This window comes from Xanthomonas hawaiiensis (genome assembly GCF_031834635.1).
GTDB lineage: Bacteria > Pseudomonadota > Gammaproteobacteria > Xanthomonadales > Xanthomonadaceae > Xanthomonas_A > Xanthomonas_A sacchari.
Genome location: NZ_CP115873.1, coordinates 4,169,671 through 4,188,275 on the forward strand (window position 1 = coordinate 4,169,671; position 18,605 = coordinate 4,188,275).

An 18,605-nucleotide genomic window follows, 5' to 3' on the forward strand; every position below is an offset into this window, starting at 1 on the left:
CGCGGTGGCGTAATCGCCCGCCGCACGCGAGCCGTAGCCCACCGCCGTGCCCAGGTCGCCGGCCACCTCGGACAGGCCGCCGACCGCGGTGGCGCCGTCCTTGAAGGTCTGCGCGTGGTAGCCCAGCGCGGTGCTCTGCACGCCGCTGGCCGAGGTCCCGGTGCCGACCGCGGTGCTCAGCGGATCCAGCGCCTGCGCGCCGCCGCCGACTGCGGTGGCGGCCACGCCCAGGGCCTGGGTGGTCTGTTCGCGGCTGCCGACGATGAAGCCGTTCTCGTCGTACTCGTACACCGTCGCGGTGCTGCCGATCGCCGTGGCCGAGGTGCCGACCGCCGTGGCATCGGTGCCGACCGCGCTGGCGTGGTCGCCGCTGGCGACCGCGCCGCTGCCCAGTGCCGCGGCGCCGAGGCCGGCGGCGGTGCTGGTGGAACCGACGGCGGTGGTGTAGTCGCCATCGGCCAGCGCGTCCGCGCCGGCGGCGGTGGCCTGTTGCCCCTGCGCCAGCGCAGTGCCGTCGCCGCTGCCGGCGAACAGCCGCGCGGTGCCGTCGGCCACCTGCTTGACCGCATCGAGCTGGTCCAGGTTCACCGCATCGGTGCCCTCGGTACCGGCGGCGACGTTGGCGATCTGCCGCTCCTTGCCGGCGCTGCCGACCGAGACGGTGTCGGCGCGATCGGCGACCGAGCCCTGGCCGAGCGCGACGCTGCCGCTGGCGCCCGCCTTGGCGCCGTAGCCCAGCGCGGTGGAGTCGTCGGCCTGCGCCCAGGACGCCGCGCCGAACGCGGCGCTGGAGGCGCCGTCGGCCGAACTCAGCCAGCCGACCGAGGTGGAGAAGTCCCCATTGGCCCAGGCGCCGGCACCGAACGCGCTGCCGCCTTCGCCCTGCGCCTCGGTGGTGAACAGGCCGAGCACGCTGCCGCCGACGGCGGTGCTGGACACGCCGCTGGCGAGGCTGGAAAAGCCCACCGCCACGGCGTCGCCGCCGCTGGCGTTGGCGCCGTAGCCGAACGCGGAGGCGAAGTCGCCGCCCGCCTGGCTGAAGCCGCCGGTCGCGGTCGCCGCCAGCCCGGTCGCGGCGGCGGAGAAGCCGGTGGCGGTGCTCTGCGTGCCGTCGGCGCGCGCGGCGGTGCCCAGCGCGGTGGAGAACGCGCCATTGGCCTGCGCGCCGGCGCCGAACGCGCTGGCGCCCTGCGCGGCTGCGCTGGTGGTGCCTTCCAGCAGCACCTCGCCGTTGTCGTCGACGATCGACAGCGCGCCGCCGACCGCGGTCGCCGAGGCGCCGACGGCGGTGGCATTGCTGCCGACCGCAGTGGCGTTGCCACCCAGCGTGGTGGCGCCGCTGCCGAGCGCGCTGGCGCCGTTGCCGATGGCGTTGGCGCCTTCGCCGGCGGCCACCGCATTGGCGCCCTCGACGTAGGCGCCGGCATCGCTGGCGTCGCTGCCGCTGGACTGGAAGTACTTGGCGGTGGTGTCGGCGGTCTGCTTCACCGCGTCCAGCTGCGCCACGTTGACCGCATCGGTGGCCTCGGTGCCGGCGGCCACATTGGTGATCTGGCGTTCGCCGCCGGCCTTGCCGACCGACACGCTGTCGTCGCGATCGGCCACCGCGTCGGCGCCCAGCGCCACGCTGTTGCGGCCCTGCGCGACCGCGCTGTTGCCCAGCGCGGTGCTGTTGAAGCCGCTGGCGCTGGAGAAACCGCCGACCGCGGTGGCGTATTCACCCGTCGCATCCGCGGCCACGCCGACCGCGGCGCTGGCCGCGCCGGAAGCGATGCTCTCGGCGCCGAGCGCGGTCGCGCCATCGCCGCTGGCGGTGCTGTAGTAGCCGAGCGCGCTGGCTTCCACGCCGCTGGCCTCGCTGAGGGTGCCGCTGGCCACGCTGCCGTCGCCGCTGGCGTTGCTGGCCGCGCCGGTCGCGGTGCTCTGCGCGCCGCTGGCGTTGCTCTCGGCACCGACCGCGGTGGCGTAGTCGCCGCTGGCGCTGGCGTTGTCGCCGATCTGCACGGCCTGCGCCTGGGCGCTGCTGGGAAGGGCGCCGGCGCCCAGCGCCAGGGCGATCGCGCCGGCCAGGGCCAGGCCGTGTGCGCGTGCGGCACGGCGATCGCGGACGACAGCGCCGCGCGCATCGCCGCTGGCCAGTTCCGATGCCACCACCCACATCCCCAACGCGTTGTTCCAGACCTTGCGATAAATCCGATTCATCGACGACTGCTCCTCAATTCGGCTGGTTTTTGGTCAAAAAGCCACCCTCGCCCGGCGTTCCGGCCGGCCGACCCCCTGTCGGTTTTTTAGGTGCCGCACGTCCCAACCGGGACGCGAGAGGCTCACGCCTGTCGCTGCTCGGAGCTGTAGATGAACCGAGGTGGAATGCGGAACTGACTGGAGTGTTAACCCGGCCTTTCGAGTACGTCAAGTTTTTGACTGACTACGACACACGTCGTGACACAGACCGCGAATTCAGGCTTATTTCGTTAATTTTTCGATAAATATCAATGAAAACAACCCACTCGCGCCAACTTTTCGGCACGAACCTTGCCAGTCTTGACACACGGCGGTTGGAGCGATTTCGTTTCTCGTCAAGGACTTGACGCAAACGTGTGGTAGGCGCGCCAGGAACTGCACCGTCGAGTAGGCGATCGCGCCGGACGGACGCGAATGACGCCGATTGCGCGAAACAGACGCCAGTGGTCACGCGGCGGCGCGATCCGGCGCGGCGGACGACGCACCCGGATGCGGCCGCGACGGAGCGTCAGATGCAGGCGCACACCACCCGCGTGTTCACCGCGACGGTGGCGCAGGCACACCAGCGCGACCGCCAGGACGGCAGCGGCCCGTGGGACGAAACCCCGCGGCTTTTCGTAGGAGCGGCTTCAGCCGCGACCGCGCACGGTCAGATCGTCCGAAGACGGGATTCGCCCAGGACACCCATCTCGACGCACGGCGAACCGCCGGTCTGGCGGGCCCGGACACGGTCCTGCGTGGGGACTGAAGTCCCTCCCACCTGGGACACGGCGACGCGCGATCCAGCGCGTCAGCACTCGATGGGGCTGGGCAATAGGACGGACGCCGTCGCGCAGGCGCGTCGCCATCGCGGCGAGCGCGCCAGGGGCGGGCTCAGCCCACCCACACCCGCGCGTTGCGGAACATGCGCAGCCACGGCGATTCATCCGGCCACTCGGCCGGATGCCAGCTGAGGTTGAGCGAGCGCAGGGTGCGTTCCGGATGCGGCATCAGGATCGTCACCCGGCCGTCGTCGCTGGTCAGGCCGGTGATGCCGTCGGGCGAGCCGTTCGGGTTCAGCGGGTACTGCGTGGCGACGGTGCCATGGCCGTCGACGAAGCGCAGCGCCACGCGCGCGGCAGCCTGATCGACGGCGCTGTCGAATTCGGCACGGCCTTCGCCGTGCGCCACCGCCACCGGGATCCGCGAGCCGGCCATGCCACGCAGGAAGATCGACGGCGATTCCACCACTTCCAGCAGGCTGGTGCGCGCCTCGAACTGCTCGCTGCGGTTGCGCAGGAAGCGCGGCCAGTGCTCGGCACCGGGAATGATGTCCTTGAGCTGGCTGAGCATCTGGCAGCCGTTGCACACGCCCAGGGCGAAGGTATCCGGGCGTGCGAAGAACGCGGCGAAGGCATCGCGCAGCGCCGCCCGCTCCAGGATCGAGGTGGCCCAGCCGCGGCCGGCACCGAGCACGTCGCCGTAGCTGAAGCCGCCGCAGGCGGCCAGGCCGACGAAGTCGGCCAGGTCCACGCGGCCGGCGATCAGGTCGCTCATGTGCACGTCGAAGGCGCGGAACCCGGCGCGCTCGAATGCATTGGCCATCTCGATCTGGCCGTTGACGCCCTGCTCGCGCAGGATCGCCACCTTCGGCCGCTGGCCGCTGGCGACGAACGGCGCGGCGATGTCCTCGGCCGGGTCGAAGGCCAGTTTCGGCTTCAAGCCGGGCGCGGCGAAATCGCGCGCCAGCGCGTGCTCCTCGGCGGCGCTGTCGGGGTTGTCGCGCAGCGTCTGCATGGCGTGGGTCACCGACCACCAGGCATCGAACAGCTCGTCCCAACGCCATTCGGCCAGGGTCTTGCCGCCCAGCGCCACGCGCACCGCCGCGGCGGTGCTGGGGCGGGCGATGCGCTGCGCGCACTCGGTCAGCGCGTGACGCTCGACCAGGTCGGCGAACGCGGCGCGGTCTTCCCTGGCGACCTGCACCACCGCGCCCAGTTCCTCGTTGAACAGGCTGCGGAACGGATCGTCGCCCCAGGCATCGAGGGTGATGTCCAGGCCCTGCCGCGAGGCAAACGCCATCTCGCACAGCGCGGCGAACGCGCCGCCGTCGCTGCGGTCGTGATAGGCCAGCAGCATGCCGGCCTCGCGCGCATCGCGGATCAGTTCGAAGAAGGCGCGCAGCCGCTGCGGATCGTCCAGGTCCGGCACCGCGCCACCGAACGCCGGCAGCGCGCCGTCGCCATGCACCTGCGCCAGCACCGAACCGCCCAGGCGCTGCTTGCCGCCGCCCAGCCCGATCAGCCACAGCTCACTCTCGGCCTCGCGCGCCAGCAACGGCGTCAACTGCGCCCGCGCATCGGCGACGGGCGCGAAGGCGGAGACGATGAGCGAGACGGGCGAGACGCTTTTGTGCGTTTCGCTGACGCCGGGAGTGGGGAGTGGGGATTCGGGATTCGCAACAGCACCGTCCGTGCCCGTCGACCCGCTTCCACCAATCCCCAATCCCGAATCCCGAATCCCGGCCACACCCCACTGCGCCTGCATCGACAGCGAGTCCTTGCCCACCGGGATGCTCAGGTCCAGCTGCGGGCACAATTCCATGCCCACCGCCTTGACCGCGGCGTACAGGCGCGCGTCCTCGCCGTCGTGGTTGGCCGCGGCCATCCAGTTCGCCGACAGCTTGACCTGGTCCAGCGCCTGCACCGGCGCCGCACACAGGTTGGTGATCGCTTCGCCCACCGCCATCCGCGCCGCCGCGGCAGCATCGAGCACGGCCAGCGGGGTACGCTCGCCGATCGCCATCGCTTCGCCGGCGTGGGTGTCGAAGCCGGCCAGGGTGATCGCGCAATCGGCCAGCGGCAGTTGCCAGGGGCCGATCATCTGCTCGCGCGCGGTCAGGCCGCCGACGCTGCGGTCGCCGATGGTGACCAGGAAGCTCTTCGCCGCCACGGTCGGATGGCCCAGCACGCGCAGCCCGGCCTCGCGCAGGTCCAGCGCCTCGGTGTCCAGTTCCGGCCAGCGCGGCGCCGGCGGCTGCCGGGTATCGCGGTGCATCTTCGGCGGCTTGCCGAAGAGCACGTCCATGGGCAGGTCGATCGGATGCTGGGAATGGGGAGTGGGGAATGGGGAATGGGCAACAGCGGGGTCTGCCTGCTTTTCACCATTCCCGATTCCCGATTCTCCATTCCCACCGCCGAGGACACCGTAACCCACGACGAGCCGTTCCTCGGCGGTCGCCACGCCCACGGCGGCGAACGGACAGCGCTCGCGTTCGCAGATCGCGGCGAATTCGGCCAGGCGCGTCTGCGGCACGCCGAGCACGTAGCGCTCCTGCGATTCGTTGCACCACAGTTGCATCGGCGACAGCGAGGGGTCGTCGCTGGGCACGCGGTCCAGGTCGATGATCCCGCCCACGCTGGAGTCGTGCAGCAGTTCGGGGATGGCGTTGGACAGGCCGCCGGCGCCGACGTCGTGGAACCAGCGGATCGGATTGTCCGCGCCCAGCGCCACGCAACGGTCGATGACCTCCTGCACGCGCCGCTCCATCTCCGGGTTGTCGCGCTGCACGCTGGCGAAATCCAGGTCCTCGGCACTGTCGCCGGAGGCCACCGAGCTGGCCGCGCCGCCACCCAGGCCGATCAGCATCGCCGGGCCGCCGAGCACGATCACCGCATCGCCGGGCTGCAGCGGGATCTTCTCCACCTGCACGCGGTCGATCGCGCCCAGGCCGCCGGCCAGCATGATCGGCTTGTCGTAGGCGCGGGTCAGGTCCTGCGTCTCCGGCAGCTCGAAGCTGCGGAAGTAGCCGAGCAGATTGGGCCGGCCGAATTCGTTGTTGAAGGCGGCGCCGCCGAGCGGGCCGTCCAGCATGATTTCCAGCGCCGGGGCCATGCGCGGGTTGAGCGGACGCGCGCCCTCCCACGGCTGCGGCAGGCCGGGAATGCGCAGGTGCGAGACGCTGAAACCGGTCAGGCCGGCCTTGGGCTTGCCGCCGCGGCCGGTGGCGCCCTCGTCGCGGATCTCGCCGCCGGCGCCGGTGGAGGCGCCCGGGAACGGCGCGATCGCGGTCGGGTGGTTGTGGGTCTCGACCTTGATGCAGAACGCCGACGGCGTCACCGCCTCGCTGCGGTATTCGCCGCTGGCCGGATCCGGGCGATAGCGCGCGGCCGGATGGCCTTCCACCACCGCCGCGTTGTCGCTGTACGCGCTGAGCGTGTGCTGCGGGGTCTGCTGGTGGGTGTGCTTGATCATCCGGAACAGCGAGCGGTCCTGCTCCTTGCCGTCGATGGTCCAGCTGGCGTTGAAGATCTTGTGCCGGCAGTGCTCGGAATTGGCCTGCGCGAACATCATCAGTTCCACGTCGGCCGGATCGCGGCCGAGCTCGCCGAAGCGCTGGCGCAGGTAGTCGATCTCGTCCTGGGCCAGGGCCAGGCCCAGGCGCGCGTTGGCCGCTTCCAGCTGGTCCAGTGGGATGCGCTCGACCTCGCCACGCGCCGGCGCCTGGAACAGCGCCTGCGCCTGCGCGGCGTCGTCCAGCAGCGACTGCGTCATCGGATCGTGCAGCAGCTTGGCCAGCGCGGCCTGGTCGGCCGGCGCCTGCGGCCAGCCGGCCAGGTCCAGGCGCGTGCCGCGCTCGACCCGGCGGATCGCCAGCCCGGCGCCGCGGACCAGTTCGGTGGCCTTGCTCGACCATGGCGAGCGCGTGCCCAGCCGCGGCACCACGTAGCGCGAGCAGGTGCCGGCTTCGGCCGGCGCCGGCGCGTCCTGCGCCTGCAGGATGCGCCGCGCTGCGACCAGGTCGAGCGACGCGGCGTTCTCGCCGTCGATGAAATAGACGTGCCAGGCACCGGCGATGCGCACGCCGGGAACGAGGGACTGCAGGCGGGTTTCGAGCCGAGCGCGACGGAACGGCGAAAGGGCGGAAGCGCCCTCGAGGACGATCATGTCCGGGGAACCGTGTGAGGAAACGGGCTGGCTATTGTAGCGGAGAGCTGGGAATGGGGATTCGGGAATGGGGAATCGGCACAGCCGGCCGCCGAGCGGGGTCGGCGCCAGCGGACGTGCTACCGGTGGTTGGACGCCCGTTGCAACGGCGCTCTGGAGACGAAATGCGGTGCCACACCCGCGATAACGCCGCAACAAAGACCGCGCCGATGCTCCAAGGGGGAGACACCGGCGTTAAACGCCGTGCCGGGGGGGAACGAGCGCAGTCGCGCCCATTCCCGATTCCCGTTTCCCCATTCCCGGCCGCTCAGCGGCTGCCGCCCGCCTTCGTCGCTTCCGCCGCGCGCTTGTCCAGCGCTTCGCGCATCTTGGCCGGGGGCAGGTAGCCGCCGATCTGGGTGCCGTCCGGGGCGAAGATCGCCGGGGTGCCGTTGACGCCCAGGCGCTGGCCCAGGTTGTACTGCATGGTCACCGGATTCTTGCAGTTGGCCGCGCTCGGCACCTTGCCGTTGGCCTTGGCGTCGGTCAGCGCCTTCTTCTTGTCGGCCGCGCACCACACCGCGACCATGTCCTTGTAGTCCTGGCTGCCCAGGCCCATGCGCGGGTACGCCAGGTACTCCACGGCGATGCCCTGCTTGTTGAGCTCGCCGATCTCGCTGTGCAGCTTGCGGCAGTAGCCGCATTCGATGTCGGTGAACACGCTGATGGTGTACTTGGGATTGGCCGGGGCGAACACGATGCGGTCGGCACGCGGCGCCGATTCCAGCAGCTTGCGGCGGTAGTTCAGCAGGCCCTCGCTGGAGGCGAACTGCTTTTCCTGGATGTCGAACGGCTGCGCCTGGAACAGGTAGCGGCCGTCGTCGGAGACGTACAGCACCTGCCCGCCGACCACCACTTCGCGGAAACCGGGGAACGGCGCGGCGCCGATGTAGTCGGGCTTGAAGTTGGGATCGAGCTGCAGCAGCGCCGAGCGCACGCGCTGCTCGCCCGGTGCGCCGCTGACGGCGGGTGCGGCCTTGGACGCCGCGGCGGCGCCGGCCGGCGGCGTGGACTGTGCGCAGGCGGAGAGCGAAACCGCGCCGAGCAGCGCGCAAAGAGCAAAACGGAGCATTGGCGATCCATGAAGGCTACGGATTGGCCCGATTGTCGCACACCCCCCTGCGCGGTCCATGTAGACAGGCTGAGCGGCCGGCACGCCTGCCGCGGCGGCGTTCAGCCGCGCGGATGATGCTTGCGGTGCAGGCTTTGCAGATGTTCGCGCGCGACCAAGGTGTAGATCTGGGTGGTGGACAGCGAACTGTGGCCGAGCAGCATCTGCAGCGCGCGCAGGTCGGCGCCGCGGTTGAGCAGATGCGTGGCGAAACTGTGGCGCAGGCCGTGCGGGCTGATCCGCGCCGGGTCGATTCCGGCCAGCGCCGCGTAGCGCTTCACCAGCACCCAGAACTGCTGGCGGGTCAGCGCACGCCGGGCCGCATCGATGAACAGCGGCACCACGCCATCGCTGGCCGGCACCGCCTGCCCGGCCGCCAGCGCCGGACGGGCGCTGTCCAGGTAGCGCTGCAGCCAGTGCTGCGATTCCTCGCCCAGCGGCACCAGCCTTTCCTTGCTGCCCTTGCCGGTGACCCGCAGCACGCCCTGGCGCAGGTTCACCGCATTGGCCGGCAGGTTCACCAGCTCGCTGACGCGCAGCCCGGCGGCGTACATCAGTTCGAGCATGGCGCGATCGCGCAGCCCGGCCGGCGCCGTCGCGTCCGGCGCTGCCAGCAGCGCGTCGATCTGGCTCTCGGCCAGCGCCTTGGGCAGCGAACGCGGCAGCCGCGGCGGCTCCAGCAGCGCGGTCGGATCGTCGCTGCGCTCGCCGCGGCGCACACGCAGCGCGAAGAACGCGCGCAACGACGACAGCCAGCGCGCATTGCTGCGCGGCGAATAGCCCAGTCCGGTACGCCAGGCCAGGTAGTCGAACAGCGCCTGCCGATCGGCCCCGGCCAGGCCGCCGCCCGCACCGTCGCGCCAGCGCGCGAACCCCTCCAGGTCGCGGCGGTAGCTGTCCAGGCTCTGCCGCGCCAATCCCTGCTCGGCCCAGGCCGCATCCAGGAACTGCTGGATCGCCAGCGCATCGGCCTCGCGCAGCGGCGCGAGCCGTTGCGTCTGCTGGCGGCGTTCGGCGGGGGAATGCAGGGAGGGCATTTTGGGGATTCGGGATTCGGGATTCGGGATTGAATTCGGGAAAGCCTAGCCGCTTTGCCTGGGGGTGCAAGGTCGGCGTGGCCGGGCGATGCGCATCGGGATGACCTGCGCGAGCAGTGCGGCTGCGACGCATCCCGTCCACCGCAAAGCGCGCGACTGGCTCTAAGCTGTGCCGATGAGCGCCTCGCCTCCCGATCCCGCCTCCCGCCCGCGCGCGCTGCTGCTGTGGCGGCTGCTGGCGCTGTTCTACGATGCCTGGCCGGTGCTGGCGCTGTGGTTCGTGGTCTCGGCGCTGTTCACCCTCGGCTACACGCTGGAAGGCCATGCGCCGCGCGAGAACATCGCCCCGTTCAGCGCCCTGCAGTGGCTGCTGTGGCTGTGTTGCTGGGTGGTCGCCGGCCTGTACGCGACGCTGAGCTGGCGCCGCGGCGGCCAGACCCTGGGCATGCGTCCGTGGCGCCTGCGCCTGCACGGTGTCGAGGGCACCACGCCGAGCTGGGGCGCACTGTGGCGTCGCTATCTGGTCGGCAGCGTGTCGTTGCTGCTGGGTGGGCTGGGGTTCTGGTGGGCGCTGGTCGATCGGCAGCGATTGACGTGGCACGACCGCGCCAGCGGTACCCGTCTGAGCCGCCAGCCCAAAGCCAAGCCCTGACCGCAACACATGGGCGCGCGGCGGCGCGCTAACCACTCCTGCCACATCGGGACCACTGCGGCGCGGCATGACCGGGCCAGCGGCACCCGTCTGACCCGTCGACCTAAAGCAACACCCTGACCGCAGCACGTGGGCGCGCGCCATCGCGCGCAAGGTGAGAACACGGCACGTCGCACGCCGCCAACGCGCCGACGCAGCGCCTAGACCTTGGTTTGTCCCGTCACGACGCGCTCGATCACCGCCAGCCTGACCCTGTCCTCGGGCGAGTCGCTGAGGTTCAGGAACCCGTCGACGCCATGCTTGGTGCCATTGCGGAAATCCTGGAAGGTGTCCAGGATCCGAGTCGGGTAGCGCTCGAGGTGCTGCGCATCCTTCAGGAACACGGTCACGCAGTCGTTCCATTGATCCAGGTGCTGGTTGCTGACATAGGACTCGAGCAGCACCGCATCGATCTTGTTCCACTTCGCCCAGGTGACCAGCGCCTGGCCGGCGTCCGGATAGAAACGCCAGCAATCGACCGGATAGCGATGGAAGTCGCCATTGGAGGGCGTATTCAAGTAACACAGCCCGCCCGGCTTCAGCACCCGCAGGATCTCCAGGAACACCACCCAGAACATTTCCGAATGCTCCAGGCAGCTGCTCGACACCACCATGTCGATGGACGCATCGTCGAACGGGAGCGCATACGGCGAATCCAGCACGACATCGACGCCGTCGCCGCTCGCAAAATCCACACCGATGTACTCGAACTGCTCCGGGGTGACCTGGCGCAGGGTGCCGTTGAAATTCCTGGAGCCGATCTCGACGACCTTGACGCTCGATTGGCTTTTGAATGGCTCGGAGTACGCGTCAAAAAAACGCTGGCCATTACGCATTGCAGTGGGATGCATCGAAAACCCTTCCAGTTGGCAAATACAACGATTCCAGCCTCGATCGAGGCGACGGCAGCGCCGCTCGAAAGGCCGCCAATGATGGGGCACAAAGGCAATGCCACCCCTGCAGAACGCGCACGATATTGCCGGATCGGGCAGGCGGGGTAAAGCGCGGCCGATGCGACCACCGAGCGCCGCTGCGCGCCCCGAACGACCGCCGAACCCCGTGCCCGACAGCGCCCGGCGCCGCTCCTACGACATGCGCTAACTGCTGCGTTTGCGGAACAGCAACCAAGACACGGTCAGCATCACCAGCGGCGGCAAGGCGTAGGCGATGCGGTAGTCGAACTTCAGGGCGCCGGCCATGCGTCCGAAGAACAGTTGCAGCAGCCAGAACACCAGGGCGAACAGGATGCCCAGAAACAGGCGCTTGCCCATGCCGCCGCTGCGCAATGCGCCGAACGCGAACGGGATCGCGGCGAAGCACAGCGCCAGCACGTTCAGCGGATAGAACCAGCGGCTCCAGTACTGGTCCTCGTAGTCGCGCGCGTCCAGGCCGTTGCGGCGGCGGTACTCGATGCTGGTGTGCAGGTCGCGCGCCGACAGGTTGCGCGGCTTGGCCAGGCCCGAGGCCAGCGCCTTCGCATCCAGTTGCGATTGCCATGGCAGGCTGTCGAACGTCTCGCGCTGCACCGAGCGTTCGGCGAAGGTGTCGCGATAGGCCTGCTTGAGGGTCCAGCTGCTGTGACGGTGCTCGGCGATGGCGGCGTGGGTCAGCGACGCCAGCCGGCCGCTGTCGTCCAGCGTGTACAGGCGCACGTCGCGCAGTTCCAACCAGGTGCCGCCGTCGTCCTCCAGGTGCTCTTCGCCGGCCTGGGCATTGAGGAAGGTGTTGCCCTCGCGCGCCCACAATCCGGAATAGCGGGCCATGCTCATGTCGCCGTTGTACTTGGCGTTGGCCTTGATCGCGTCGGCCTGGTTCTGCGCCCACGGCGCCAGGGTCTCGCCGTTGATCACCATGACCACGGTCAGCACCGCCATGGTCGAGGCCGCCGCCAGGCTGAGCCGGCGCCGCGACAGGCCCAGCGCGCGCAGCGCGGTCAGCTCGGAGGTGGCGGCGAGCTGGCCCAGGCCCATCAGCACGCCGATCACCGCGCCGGTCGGGAACAGGGTGTAGGCGCGGCGCGGCACTGTATACGCAACGAAGGCGGCGGCATGGCCCAGGCTGTAGCTGCCGGTGCCGATGACCTTGAACTCGTTGGACAGGGCCATGATCACGTCCAGGCCCAGCAGCACCGCCCAGGTCAGCAGCACCGTGCCGAGCACGGCGCGGCCCACGTACACATCGTGCAGGTTCGGACGCAGCCTCATGCCGGCTGCCTCCGCGGCCGCGACAGCCGGCCATCGCGCAGGTACATCCATACCGACAGCGCCAGCAACGGCAGGGTCAACCACCACAGGCCGAGCGCGCGCGGCAGCTTCTCGGTGCTCAGCCACTGGGTGCCGAGGAACATCAGGTTGGTGCCGACCAGGTAGGCCAGGAACGCCAGCATGATCCGGCCATAGCGCTGCTGCCGCGGCGAACTGCGCGACAACGGCAGGGTCAGCAGCGCGAAGGCCAGCGCCAGCAGCGGCGGCGCCAGGCGCGCATGCAACTGCGCATTGGCCTGCGGGCGCGGATCGCCGATCAGTTTGTCGGTGGGCAGCAGTTCCGGATCGTCGTCCTTGCGCGCGGCGTTACGGTCGGGCAGCGCCACGTCGTTGCTGACGAAACGCATCATCCGGTAGTCCAGCCCGTCGCCGGCCAGCGGGCCCTCGACCCGGTAGCCGTCCTCCAGGCGCAGGTAGCGGTCGGCCTTGCCCTCGAAGAACATGGCGCCGCGCTGCGCGGTGACCACGTCGAGGCGGCCGTCCTTCTGGCGCTGCATGAACACCTTGCTGAGCTTGGTGCCGTCCCCGGACAGGGTGCTGATGTAGACGATGCCGCCATCGGACAACGGGGTGAAGCGGCCCGCCTCCAGTCCGGCCATCAGCAGGCTGTGGTTGGCCTCGTCGATCAGCCGGTCGGAGGTGCGGTCGGCCCAGGGGCCCAGCCACAGCGAGCACATGCCGACCAGGGTCACCACCGGGATCACCAACATCAGGATCGGCCGCAGCAGGCGCCGCGGGCCCACGCCGATGGCGGTGATCACCGCCATTTCCGAGTCGCGGTACAGCCGCGCCAGCGCCAGCAGCAGGCCCAGCATCAGCGCCAGCGGCAGGATCAGCGGCAGGTACACCACGAACTGCAGGCCCAGCTGGGAAAACAACAACTTGGCCGGGATGCGGCCATCGGCGATGTTGCCCAGGATGTCCACCAGCACACCACCGACGCTGACCACCAGCAGCACGATCAGGGTGGCCGAGAAGCTCTGGACGAAATCGCGCAGCAGGTATCGATCGAGCTTCGGCATGGGGGTGGGTTGATTTAAACTCTCGGATTCGTTCGCGGCTGCCCCAGCCTATCCGACTGGGGGTAAAGAGTCCGCGATTGTACGGATTTGCCAACGGAATCTGATCAATGGCCCTGGAATTCACCCTGAACCACGACGCCCCGGCCACCGCGGCGTTCGATTGCATCGTCGTCGGCGTGTTCGCCGACAAGCGCCTGTCCCCGGCCGCCCAGGCCCTGGACGCGGCCAGCGGCGGACGCCTGACCGCCCTGGCCGAGCGCGGCGACGTCAGCGGCAAGACCGGCGCCACCGCCCTGCTCCACGACCTGCCGGGCGTGAGCGCGCCGCGGGTGCTGGCCGTGGGCCTGGGCGACGCCGCCAAGTTCGGCGTGCCGCAATACCTGAAGGCGGTCGGCGACGCCGCGCGTGCGCTCAAGAGCGGGCCGGTGGCCAGCGCCCTGCTGACCCTGAGCGAACTGGAGGTCAAGGGCCGCGACCGCGCCTGGGCGATCCGCCAGGCAGTGATCGCCAGCGACCACGCCTGCTACCGCTACACCGCCACCCTCGGCAAGAAGAAGCCCGACGACAGCGGCCTGGCCCGCCTGGCCGTGCACGGCGACGATGCCACCGCGCTGGCCCAGGGCGAGGCGATCGCCGCCGGCGTGAAGTTCGCCCGCGAACTGGGCAACCTGCCGCCGAACCTGTGCACCCCGGCCTACCTGGCCGAGACCGCCGCCGCCTTCGCCCAGGGCGTGGACGGGGCCGAGGCCGAGATCCTCGACGAGACGCAGATGCAGGAACTGGGCATGGGCTCGCTGCTGGCGGTGGCGCGCGGCTCGGCCAACCGCCCGCGGCTGCTGGTGCTGAAGTGGCATGGCGGCGGCGACGCCCAGCCCTACGTGCTGGTCGGCAAGGGCATCACCTTCGATACCGGCGGCGTCAACCTGAAGACCCAGGGCGGCATCGAGGAGATGAAGTACGACATGTGCGGTGGCGCCAACGTCATCGGCACCTTCGTCGCCGCCGCGACCGCGCGCCTGCCGCTGAACCTGGTGGTGGTGGTGCCGGCGGTGGAGAACGCGATCGACGGCAATGCCTACCGCCCGTCGGACGTGATCACCAGCATGTCCGGCAAGACCATCGAGGTCGGCAACACCGACGCCGAGGGCCGCCTGATCCTGTGCGACGCGCTGACCTATGCCGAGCGCTTCAAGCCGGCGGCGCTGATCGACGTGGCCACCCTCACCGGCGCCTGCATGGTCGCCCTCGGCCACCAGACCGCCGGCCTGATGAGCAAGCACGACGACCTGGCCGCCGAACTGCTGGCCGCCGGCGAGCACGTGTTCGACCGCGCCTGGCGCCTGCCGCTGTGGGACGAGTACCAGGGCCTGCTGGATTCCAGCTTCGCCGACGTCTACAACATCGGCGGCCGCTGGGCCGGCGCGATCACCGCCGGCTGCTTCCTGTCGCGCTTCACCGAAGGCCAGCGCTGGGCGCACCTGGACATCGCCGGCGTCGCCAGCGACGAAGGCAAGCGCGGCATGGCCACCGGCCGCCCGGTGGGCCTGCTGTCGCAGTGGTTGCTCGACCGCGTTGCGGCCGGGAATTGAGAAACGGGAATCGGGAATCGTGAAAAGCGCCTTGTCTCACCCAACCTGGGGCGGCGCACGCGCCGCCACCCGCTGTTCCCATTCCCTATTCCCCATTCCCCACTCCCAGCCCTGATGCGCGCCGACTTCTATCTGATCGCCAAGCCGCGGTTCCTCAACGAACCGCTGCGGTTGGTGTGCGAGCTGGCGCGCAAGGCCAACGACGCCAACCTGTGGACGCTGGTGCTGGCGCGCGACATGGCCCAGGCCGAGGAACTGGACGAGCTGCTGTGGGCGTTCGATGCCGACGCCTACATCCCGCACCAGATCGCCGACGCCGATGCCGACGAGGAAGAGGCGCAGGTATTGATCGTCCCGCCCGGCGTCGACGCGCCGCAGCGGCCGCTGGTGATCAACCTGCGCGATGCGCCCTACCTGGGCGCCTGCGACCGCGTGCTGGAAGTGGTGCCGGCCGACCCGTCCGCGCGCGACCCGCTGCGCGAGCGCTGGAAGCAGTACAAGGCCCAGGGCTACGCGGTCAGCAAGCACGATATGTGATGGAGCGGAGAATCGGGAAAGGAGAATCGGGAATCGTTTCTCCAAGCGCCGCATCGAGGCGGCCCCGGCTCTGCGCTCCATCGATTCCCCATTCCCGATTCCCGATTCCCAGCCCATGACCACCCTCGCCTCCAGCTACGATCCCACCTCCTTCGAATCGCGCCTGTACGCGCAATGGGAAGCGTCCGGTTACTTCGTGCCGTCCGGGAAAGGCACGCCGTACACGGTGCTGCTGCCGCCGCCGAACGTGACCGGCACGCTGCACATGGGCCACGCCTTCCAGCAGACGCTGATGGATGCGCTGGTGCGCTACCACCGCATGCGCGGCTTCGACACGCTGTGGCAGGTCGGCAGCGACCACGCGGGCATCGCCACCGAGATGGTGGTGTCGCGCAACCTGACACTCGAAGGCAAGGGCGAGACCCGCGATTCGCTGGGCCGCGACGGCTTCATCGCCAAGGTCTGGGAGTGGAAGCAGCACTCCGGCGACACCATCGAGCGGCAGATGCGCCGGCTCGGCACCTCGGCCGACTGGTCGCGCAGCACCTTCACCATGGACCCGCAGCCGTCGGCGGCGGTGATCGAGGCCTTCGTGCGCTGGCACGAACAGGGGCTGATCTACCGCGGCCAGCGCCTGGTCAACTGGGATCCGGTGCTGAAGACCGCGATCTCCGACCTGGAAGTGGAGAACGTCGAGGAAGACGGCTTCCTGTGGTCGATCGCCTACAAACTGGAAGATGGCGCCAGCTACGAGCACGTCGAGCACGACGCCGACGGCAACGCCACCCTGCGCGAGACCCGCGACTACCTGGTGGTCGCCACCACCCGCCCGGAAACCCTGCTCGGCGATACCGCGGTGATGGTGCATCCGGAGGATGCGCGCTACGCGCACCTGATCGGCAAGACGGTGACCCTGCCGCTGACCGGCCGCCGCGTGCCGGTGATCGGCGACGATTACGTGGACCGCGCGTTCGGCACCGGCGTGGTCAAGGTGACGCCGGCACACGATTTCAACGACTACCAGGTCGGTGTGCGGCATGGGTTGCCGATGATCAACCTGTTCACCCCGACCGCTGCGCTCAACGATAGCGTCCCAGCCAAGTACCGCGGCCTGGACCGTTTCGACGCGCGCAAGGCGGTGCTGGCCGATCTCGAGGAGCAGGGCATCCTGGTCGAGACCAAGCCGCACAAGCTGCAGGTGCCGCGTGGCGACCGCACCGGCCAGGTGATCGAGCCGTACCTCACCGACCAGTGGTTCGTGAAGATGGACGCGCTGGCCAAGCGCGGGCTGGAACTGGTCGAGTCCGGGCAGATCCAGTTCGTGCCGCCGAACTGGATCAACACCTACCGTCACTGGATGGAGAACATCCAGGACTGGTGCATCAGCCGCCAGCTGTGGTGGGGCCATCGCATTCCGGCCTGGTTCGACGACACGGGCAAGTACTACGTCGGCCGCGACGAGGCCGACGCGCGCGCCAGGGCCGGCCTCGGCGCCGACGTCGCCCTGCACCAGGACAGCGACGTGCTGGAAACCTGGTTCTCCTCGCAGCTGTGGCCGTTCGCGACCATGGGCTGGCCGGATCCGCAGGCGATGGCCGAGCGCGGCTTCGACCGCTACCTGCCGTCGAGCGTGCTGGTCACCGGCTTCGACATCATCTTCTTCTGGGTGGCGCGCATGATCATGGCCACCGACAGCTTCACCGGGAAGGTGCCGTTCCGCGACGTCTACATCACTGGCCTGATCCGCGACGCGCAAGGCCAGAAGATGTCCAAGTCCAAGGGCAACGTGCTCGATCCGCTGGACATCATCGATGGCATCGACATCGAGGCCCTGGTCGCCAAGCGCACCACCGGGCTGATGAAGCCGCAGGATGCCCCCAAGATCGAGAAGGCCACGCGCAAGGAATTCCCGAACGGCATCGCCGCCCACGGCGCCGACGCACTGCGCTTCACCATCGCCGCGCTGGCCGGCCACGGCCGCGACATCAAGTTCGACCTGGGCCGCGCCGAGGGCTACAAGAACTTCTGCAACAAGCTGTGGAATGCCAGTCGCTTTGTGCTCATGAACACGCCGGGTGGGGATTCGGGAGTCGGGATTCGGGAGTCGCAACAGCTTGCACCGGTCACCGATGCCGAGAAGTGGATCCTGCTGCGGCTGCAGGCGGTGACCGCCGAGGCGCAGGCGCAGTTCGCCGCATATCGCTTCGACCTGCTCGCGCAGTGCCTATACGAATTCGCCTGGAACGAGTTCTGCGACTGGTTCCTGGAACTGGCCAAGCCGGCGCTGAGCGGCGACGACGCGGCCGCCGCCGACAGCACCCGCCACACCCTGCTGCACGTGCTGGAAACCCTGCTGCGCCTGCTGCATCCGCTGACCCCGTTCCTCACCGAGGAACTGTGGCAGCAGGTGGCGCCGCGCCTGGGCATCGCCGCGCCGACCATCTCGCTGCAGCCGTACCCGGAGGCGGCGGCGATGGACGTGTCCGCCTACGCCGGCGCTGCGGCCGACGTCGAATGGCTGAAGGCGATGGTGTCGGCGCTGCGCCGCGTGCGCAGCGAACTGCAGGTGGCGCCGTCGCGGCAGGTGCCGCTGCTGCTGCAGGGTGGCCAGGCGCAGGACCGTGCGCAGATCGATAACCCCACGGTGGTTTCCGAAAGGTCCGCTCCCTCTTACTGGACGCAAGACCGCGCCCGCGTAGAACGGTTCACGCCGCAGCTGCGCTTCCTGCTCAAGCTCGACGATATCGAGTGGCTGCAGGATGGTGCCACGGCGCCGGCCGCGGCTACCGCGATCGTCGGCGACCTGAAGCTGCTGGTGCCGCTGGAAGGCCTGGTCGACCTGGACGCCGAACGCCTGCGCCTGGACAAGGAGATCGCCCGCGTCGCCGCGGAGAAGGACAAGAGCGAGGCCAAGCTGGGCAAGTTCACCGACAAGGTGCCGCCGGCGGTGATCGAGCAGGAACGCCAGCGCCTGGCCGACTGGAGCGCGCAGCTCGACGGCCTGCGCGCGCAGCGCGCCAAGCTGTAGCGCGACACTGGTTGTAGGAGCGGCTTCAGCCGCGACCTCCGCCCATGACGGGTCGCGGCTGAAGCCGCTCCTACAACACAAGCATCGGCGGCGCGGCGCAGTGCCGCGTCACGGGCATCG

At 69.7% G+C, this 18,605-nt stretch carries 10 protein-coding genes and 1 pseudogene; 4 read left to right on the plus strand and 7 right to left on the minus strand.

The window, feature by feature from the left end; translation table 11 throughout:
- Positions 1-108: 108 nt before the first annotated feature.
- The 4 genes and pseudogenes from PG878_RS20860 to xerD form a co-directional block, all read right to left on the minus strand.
- A pseudogene (locus PG878_RS20860) lies at positions 109-2,202 on the minus strand (ESPR-type extended signal peptide-containing protein); the annotation flags it as partial.
- A gap of 912 nt (positions 2,203-3,114) precedes the next feature.
- A complete protein-coding gene (gene purL, locus PG878_RS17705; protein WP_209032429.1) occupies positions 3,115-7,167 on the minus strand; it encodes a phosphoribosylformylglycinamidine synthase in 4,053 nt (1,350 codons plus the stop codon).
- A 307-nt stretch (positions 7,168-7,474) separates the two neighbouring features.
- Positions 7,475-8,278, minus strand: a complete 804-nt coding sequence (locus tag PG878_RS17710) for a DsbC family protein (RefSeq protein ID WP_209032430.1) — start codon at positions 8,276-8,278, stop codon at positions 7,475-7,477.
- Between the two features lie 101 nt (positions 8,279-8,379).
- On the minus strand, positions 8,380-9,354 hold the full coding sequence (xerD, locus tag PG878_RS17715) for a site-specific tyrosine recombinase XerD (protein WP_209032431.1): 975 nt from the start codon (positions 9,352-9,354) through the stop codon (positions 8,380-8,382).
- Between the two features lie 175 nt (positions 9,355-9,529).
- Between xerD and PG878_RS17720 the strand changes: the two genes are divergently transcribed.
- Positions 9,530-10,006 carry an RDD family protein gene (locus tag PG878_RS17720; protein WP_209032432.1) on the plus strand — a complete coding sequence of 159 codons (477 nt, stop codon included), beginning with the start codon at positions 9,530-9,532 and terminating at the stop codon, positions 10,004-10,006.
- Between the two features lie 200 nt (positions 10,007-10,206).
- Here the strand turns inward: PG878_RS17720 and PG878_RS17725 are convergent, their stop codons facing one another.
- The 3 genes from PG878_RS17725 to lptF all read right to left on the minus strand — a co-directional run bounded on the left by PG878_RS17725 (position 10,207) and on the right by lptF (position 13,331).
- Positions 10,207-10,896, minus strand: a complete 690-nt coding sequence (locus tag PG878_RS17725) for a methyltransferase domain-containing protein (protein ID WP_209032433.1) — start codon at positions 10,894-10,896, stop codon at positions 10,207-10,209.
- A gap of 246 nt (positions 10,897-11,142) precedes the next feature.
- Positions 11,143-12,300, minus strand: a complete 1,158-nt coding sequence (gene lptG, locus PG878_RS17730; protein ID WP_209032434.1) for an LPS export ABC transporter permease LptG — start codon at positions 12,298-12,300, stop codon at positions 11,143-11,145.
- Positions 12,246-13,331, minus strand: coding sequence for an LPS export ABC transporter permease LptF (gene lptF / locus PG878_RS17735; protein WP_209032435.1), 1,086 nt, complete (start codon positions 13,329-13,331; stop codon positions 12,246-12,248). Before lptF ends, lptG begins: the two co-directional genes overlap by 55 nt.
- A 107-nt stretch (positions 13,332-13,438) precedes the next feature.
- On the opposite strand from lptF, the gene PG878_RS17740 reads away from it, so the two are divergent.
- From PG878_RS17740 to PG878_RS17750, 3 genes are all read left to right on the plus strand, one after another.
- Positions 13,439-14,920 carry a leucyl aminopeptidase gene (locus PG878_RS17740; RefSeq protein ID WP_209032436.1) on the plus strand — a complete coding sequence of 494 codons (1,482 nt, stop codon included), beginning with the start codon at positions 13,439-13,441 and terminating at the stop codon, positions 14,918-14,920.
- Between the two features lie 111 nt (positions 14,921-15,031).
- Positions 15,032-15,457 carry a DNA polymerase III subunit chi gene (locus PG878_RS17745; protein ID WP_026144777.1) on the plus strand — a complete coding sequence of 142 codons (426 nt, stop codon included), beginning with the start codon at positions 15,032-15,034 and terminating at the stop codon, positions 15,455-15,457.
- Between the two features lie 115 nt (positions 15,458-15,572).
- Positions 15,573-18,485, plus strand: coding sequence for a valine--tRNA ligase (locus tag PG878_RS17750; RefSeq protein WP_209032437.1), 2,913 nt, complete (start codon positions 15,573-15,575; stop codon positions 18,483-18,485).
- The last annotated feature ends 120 nt before the right edge of the window (positions 18,486-18,605 follow it).

Excerpts from the sequence above, each read along its gene's own strand:
- purL (WP_209032429.1), bottom strand. The coding sequence starts at position 7,167 with ATGATCGTCCTCGAGGGCGCTTCCGCCCTTTCGCCGTTCCGTCGCGCT.
- PG878_RS17710 (WP_209032430.1), bottom strand. The coding sequence starts at position 8,278 with ATGCTCCGTTTTGCTCTTTGCGCGCTGCTCGGCGCGGTTTCGCTCTCC.
- xerD (WP_209032431.1), bottom strand. The coding sequence starts at position 9,354 with ATGCCCTCCCTGCATTCCCCCGCCGAACGCCGCCAGCAGACGCAACGG.
- PG878_RS17720 (WP_209032432.1), top strand. The coding sequence starts at position 9,530 with ATGAGCGCCTCGCCTCCCGATCCCGCCTCCCGCCCGCGCGCGCTGCTG.
- PG878_RS17725 (WP_209032433.1), bottom strand. The coding sequence starts at position 10,896 with ATGCATCCCACTGCAATGCGTAATGGCCAGCGTTTTTTTGACGCGTAC.
- lptG (WP_209032434.1), bottom strand. The coding sequence starts at position 12,300 with ATGGATGTACCTGCGCGATGGCCGGCTGTCGCGGCCGCGGAGGCAGCC.
- lptF (WP_209032435.1), bottom strand. The coding sequence starts at position 13,331 with ATGCCGAAGCTCGATCGATACCTGCTGCGCGATTTCGTCCAGAGCTTC.
- PG878_RS17740 (WP_209032436.1), top strand. The coding sequence starts at position 13,439 with ATGGCCCTGGAATTCACCCTGAACCACGACGCCCCGGCCACCGCGGCG.
- PG878_RS17750 (WP_209032437.1), top strand. The coding sequence starts at position 15,573 with ATGACCACCCTCGCCTCCAGCTACGATCCCACCTCCTTCGAATCGCGC.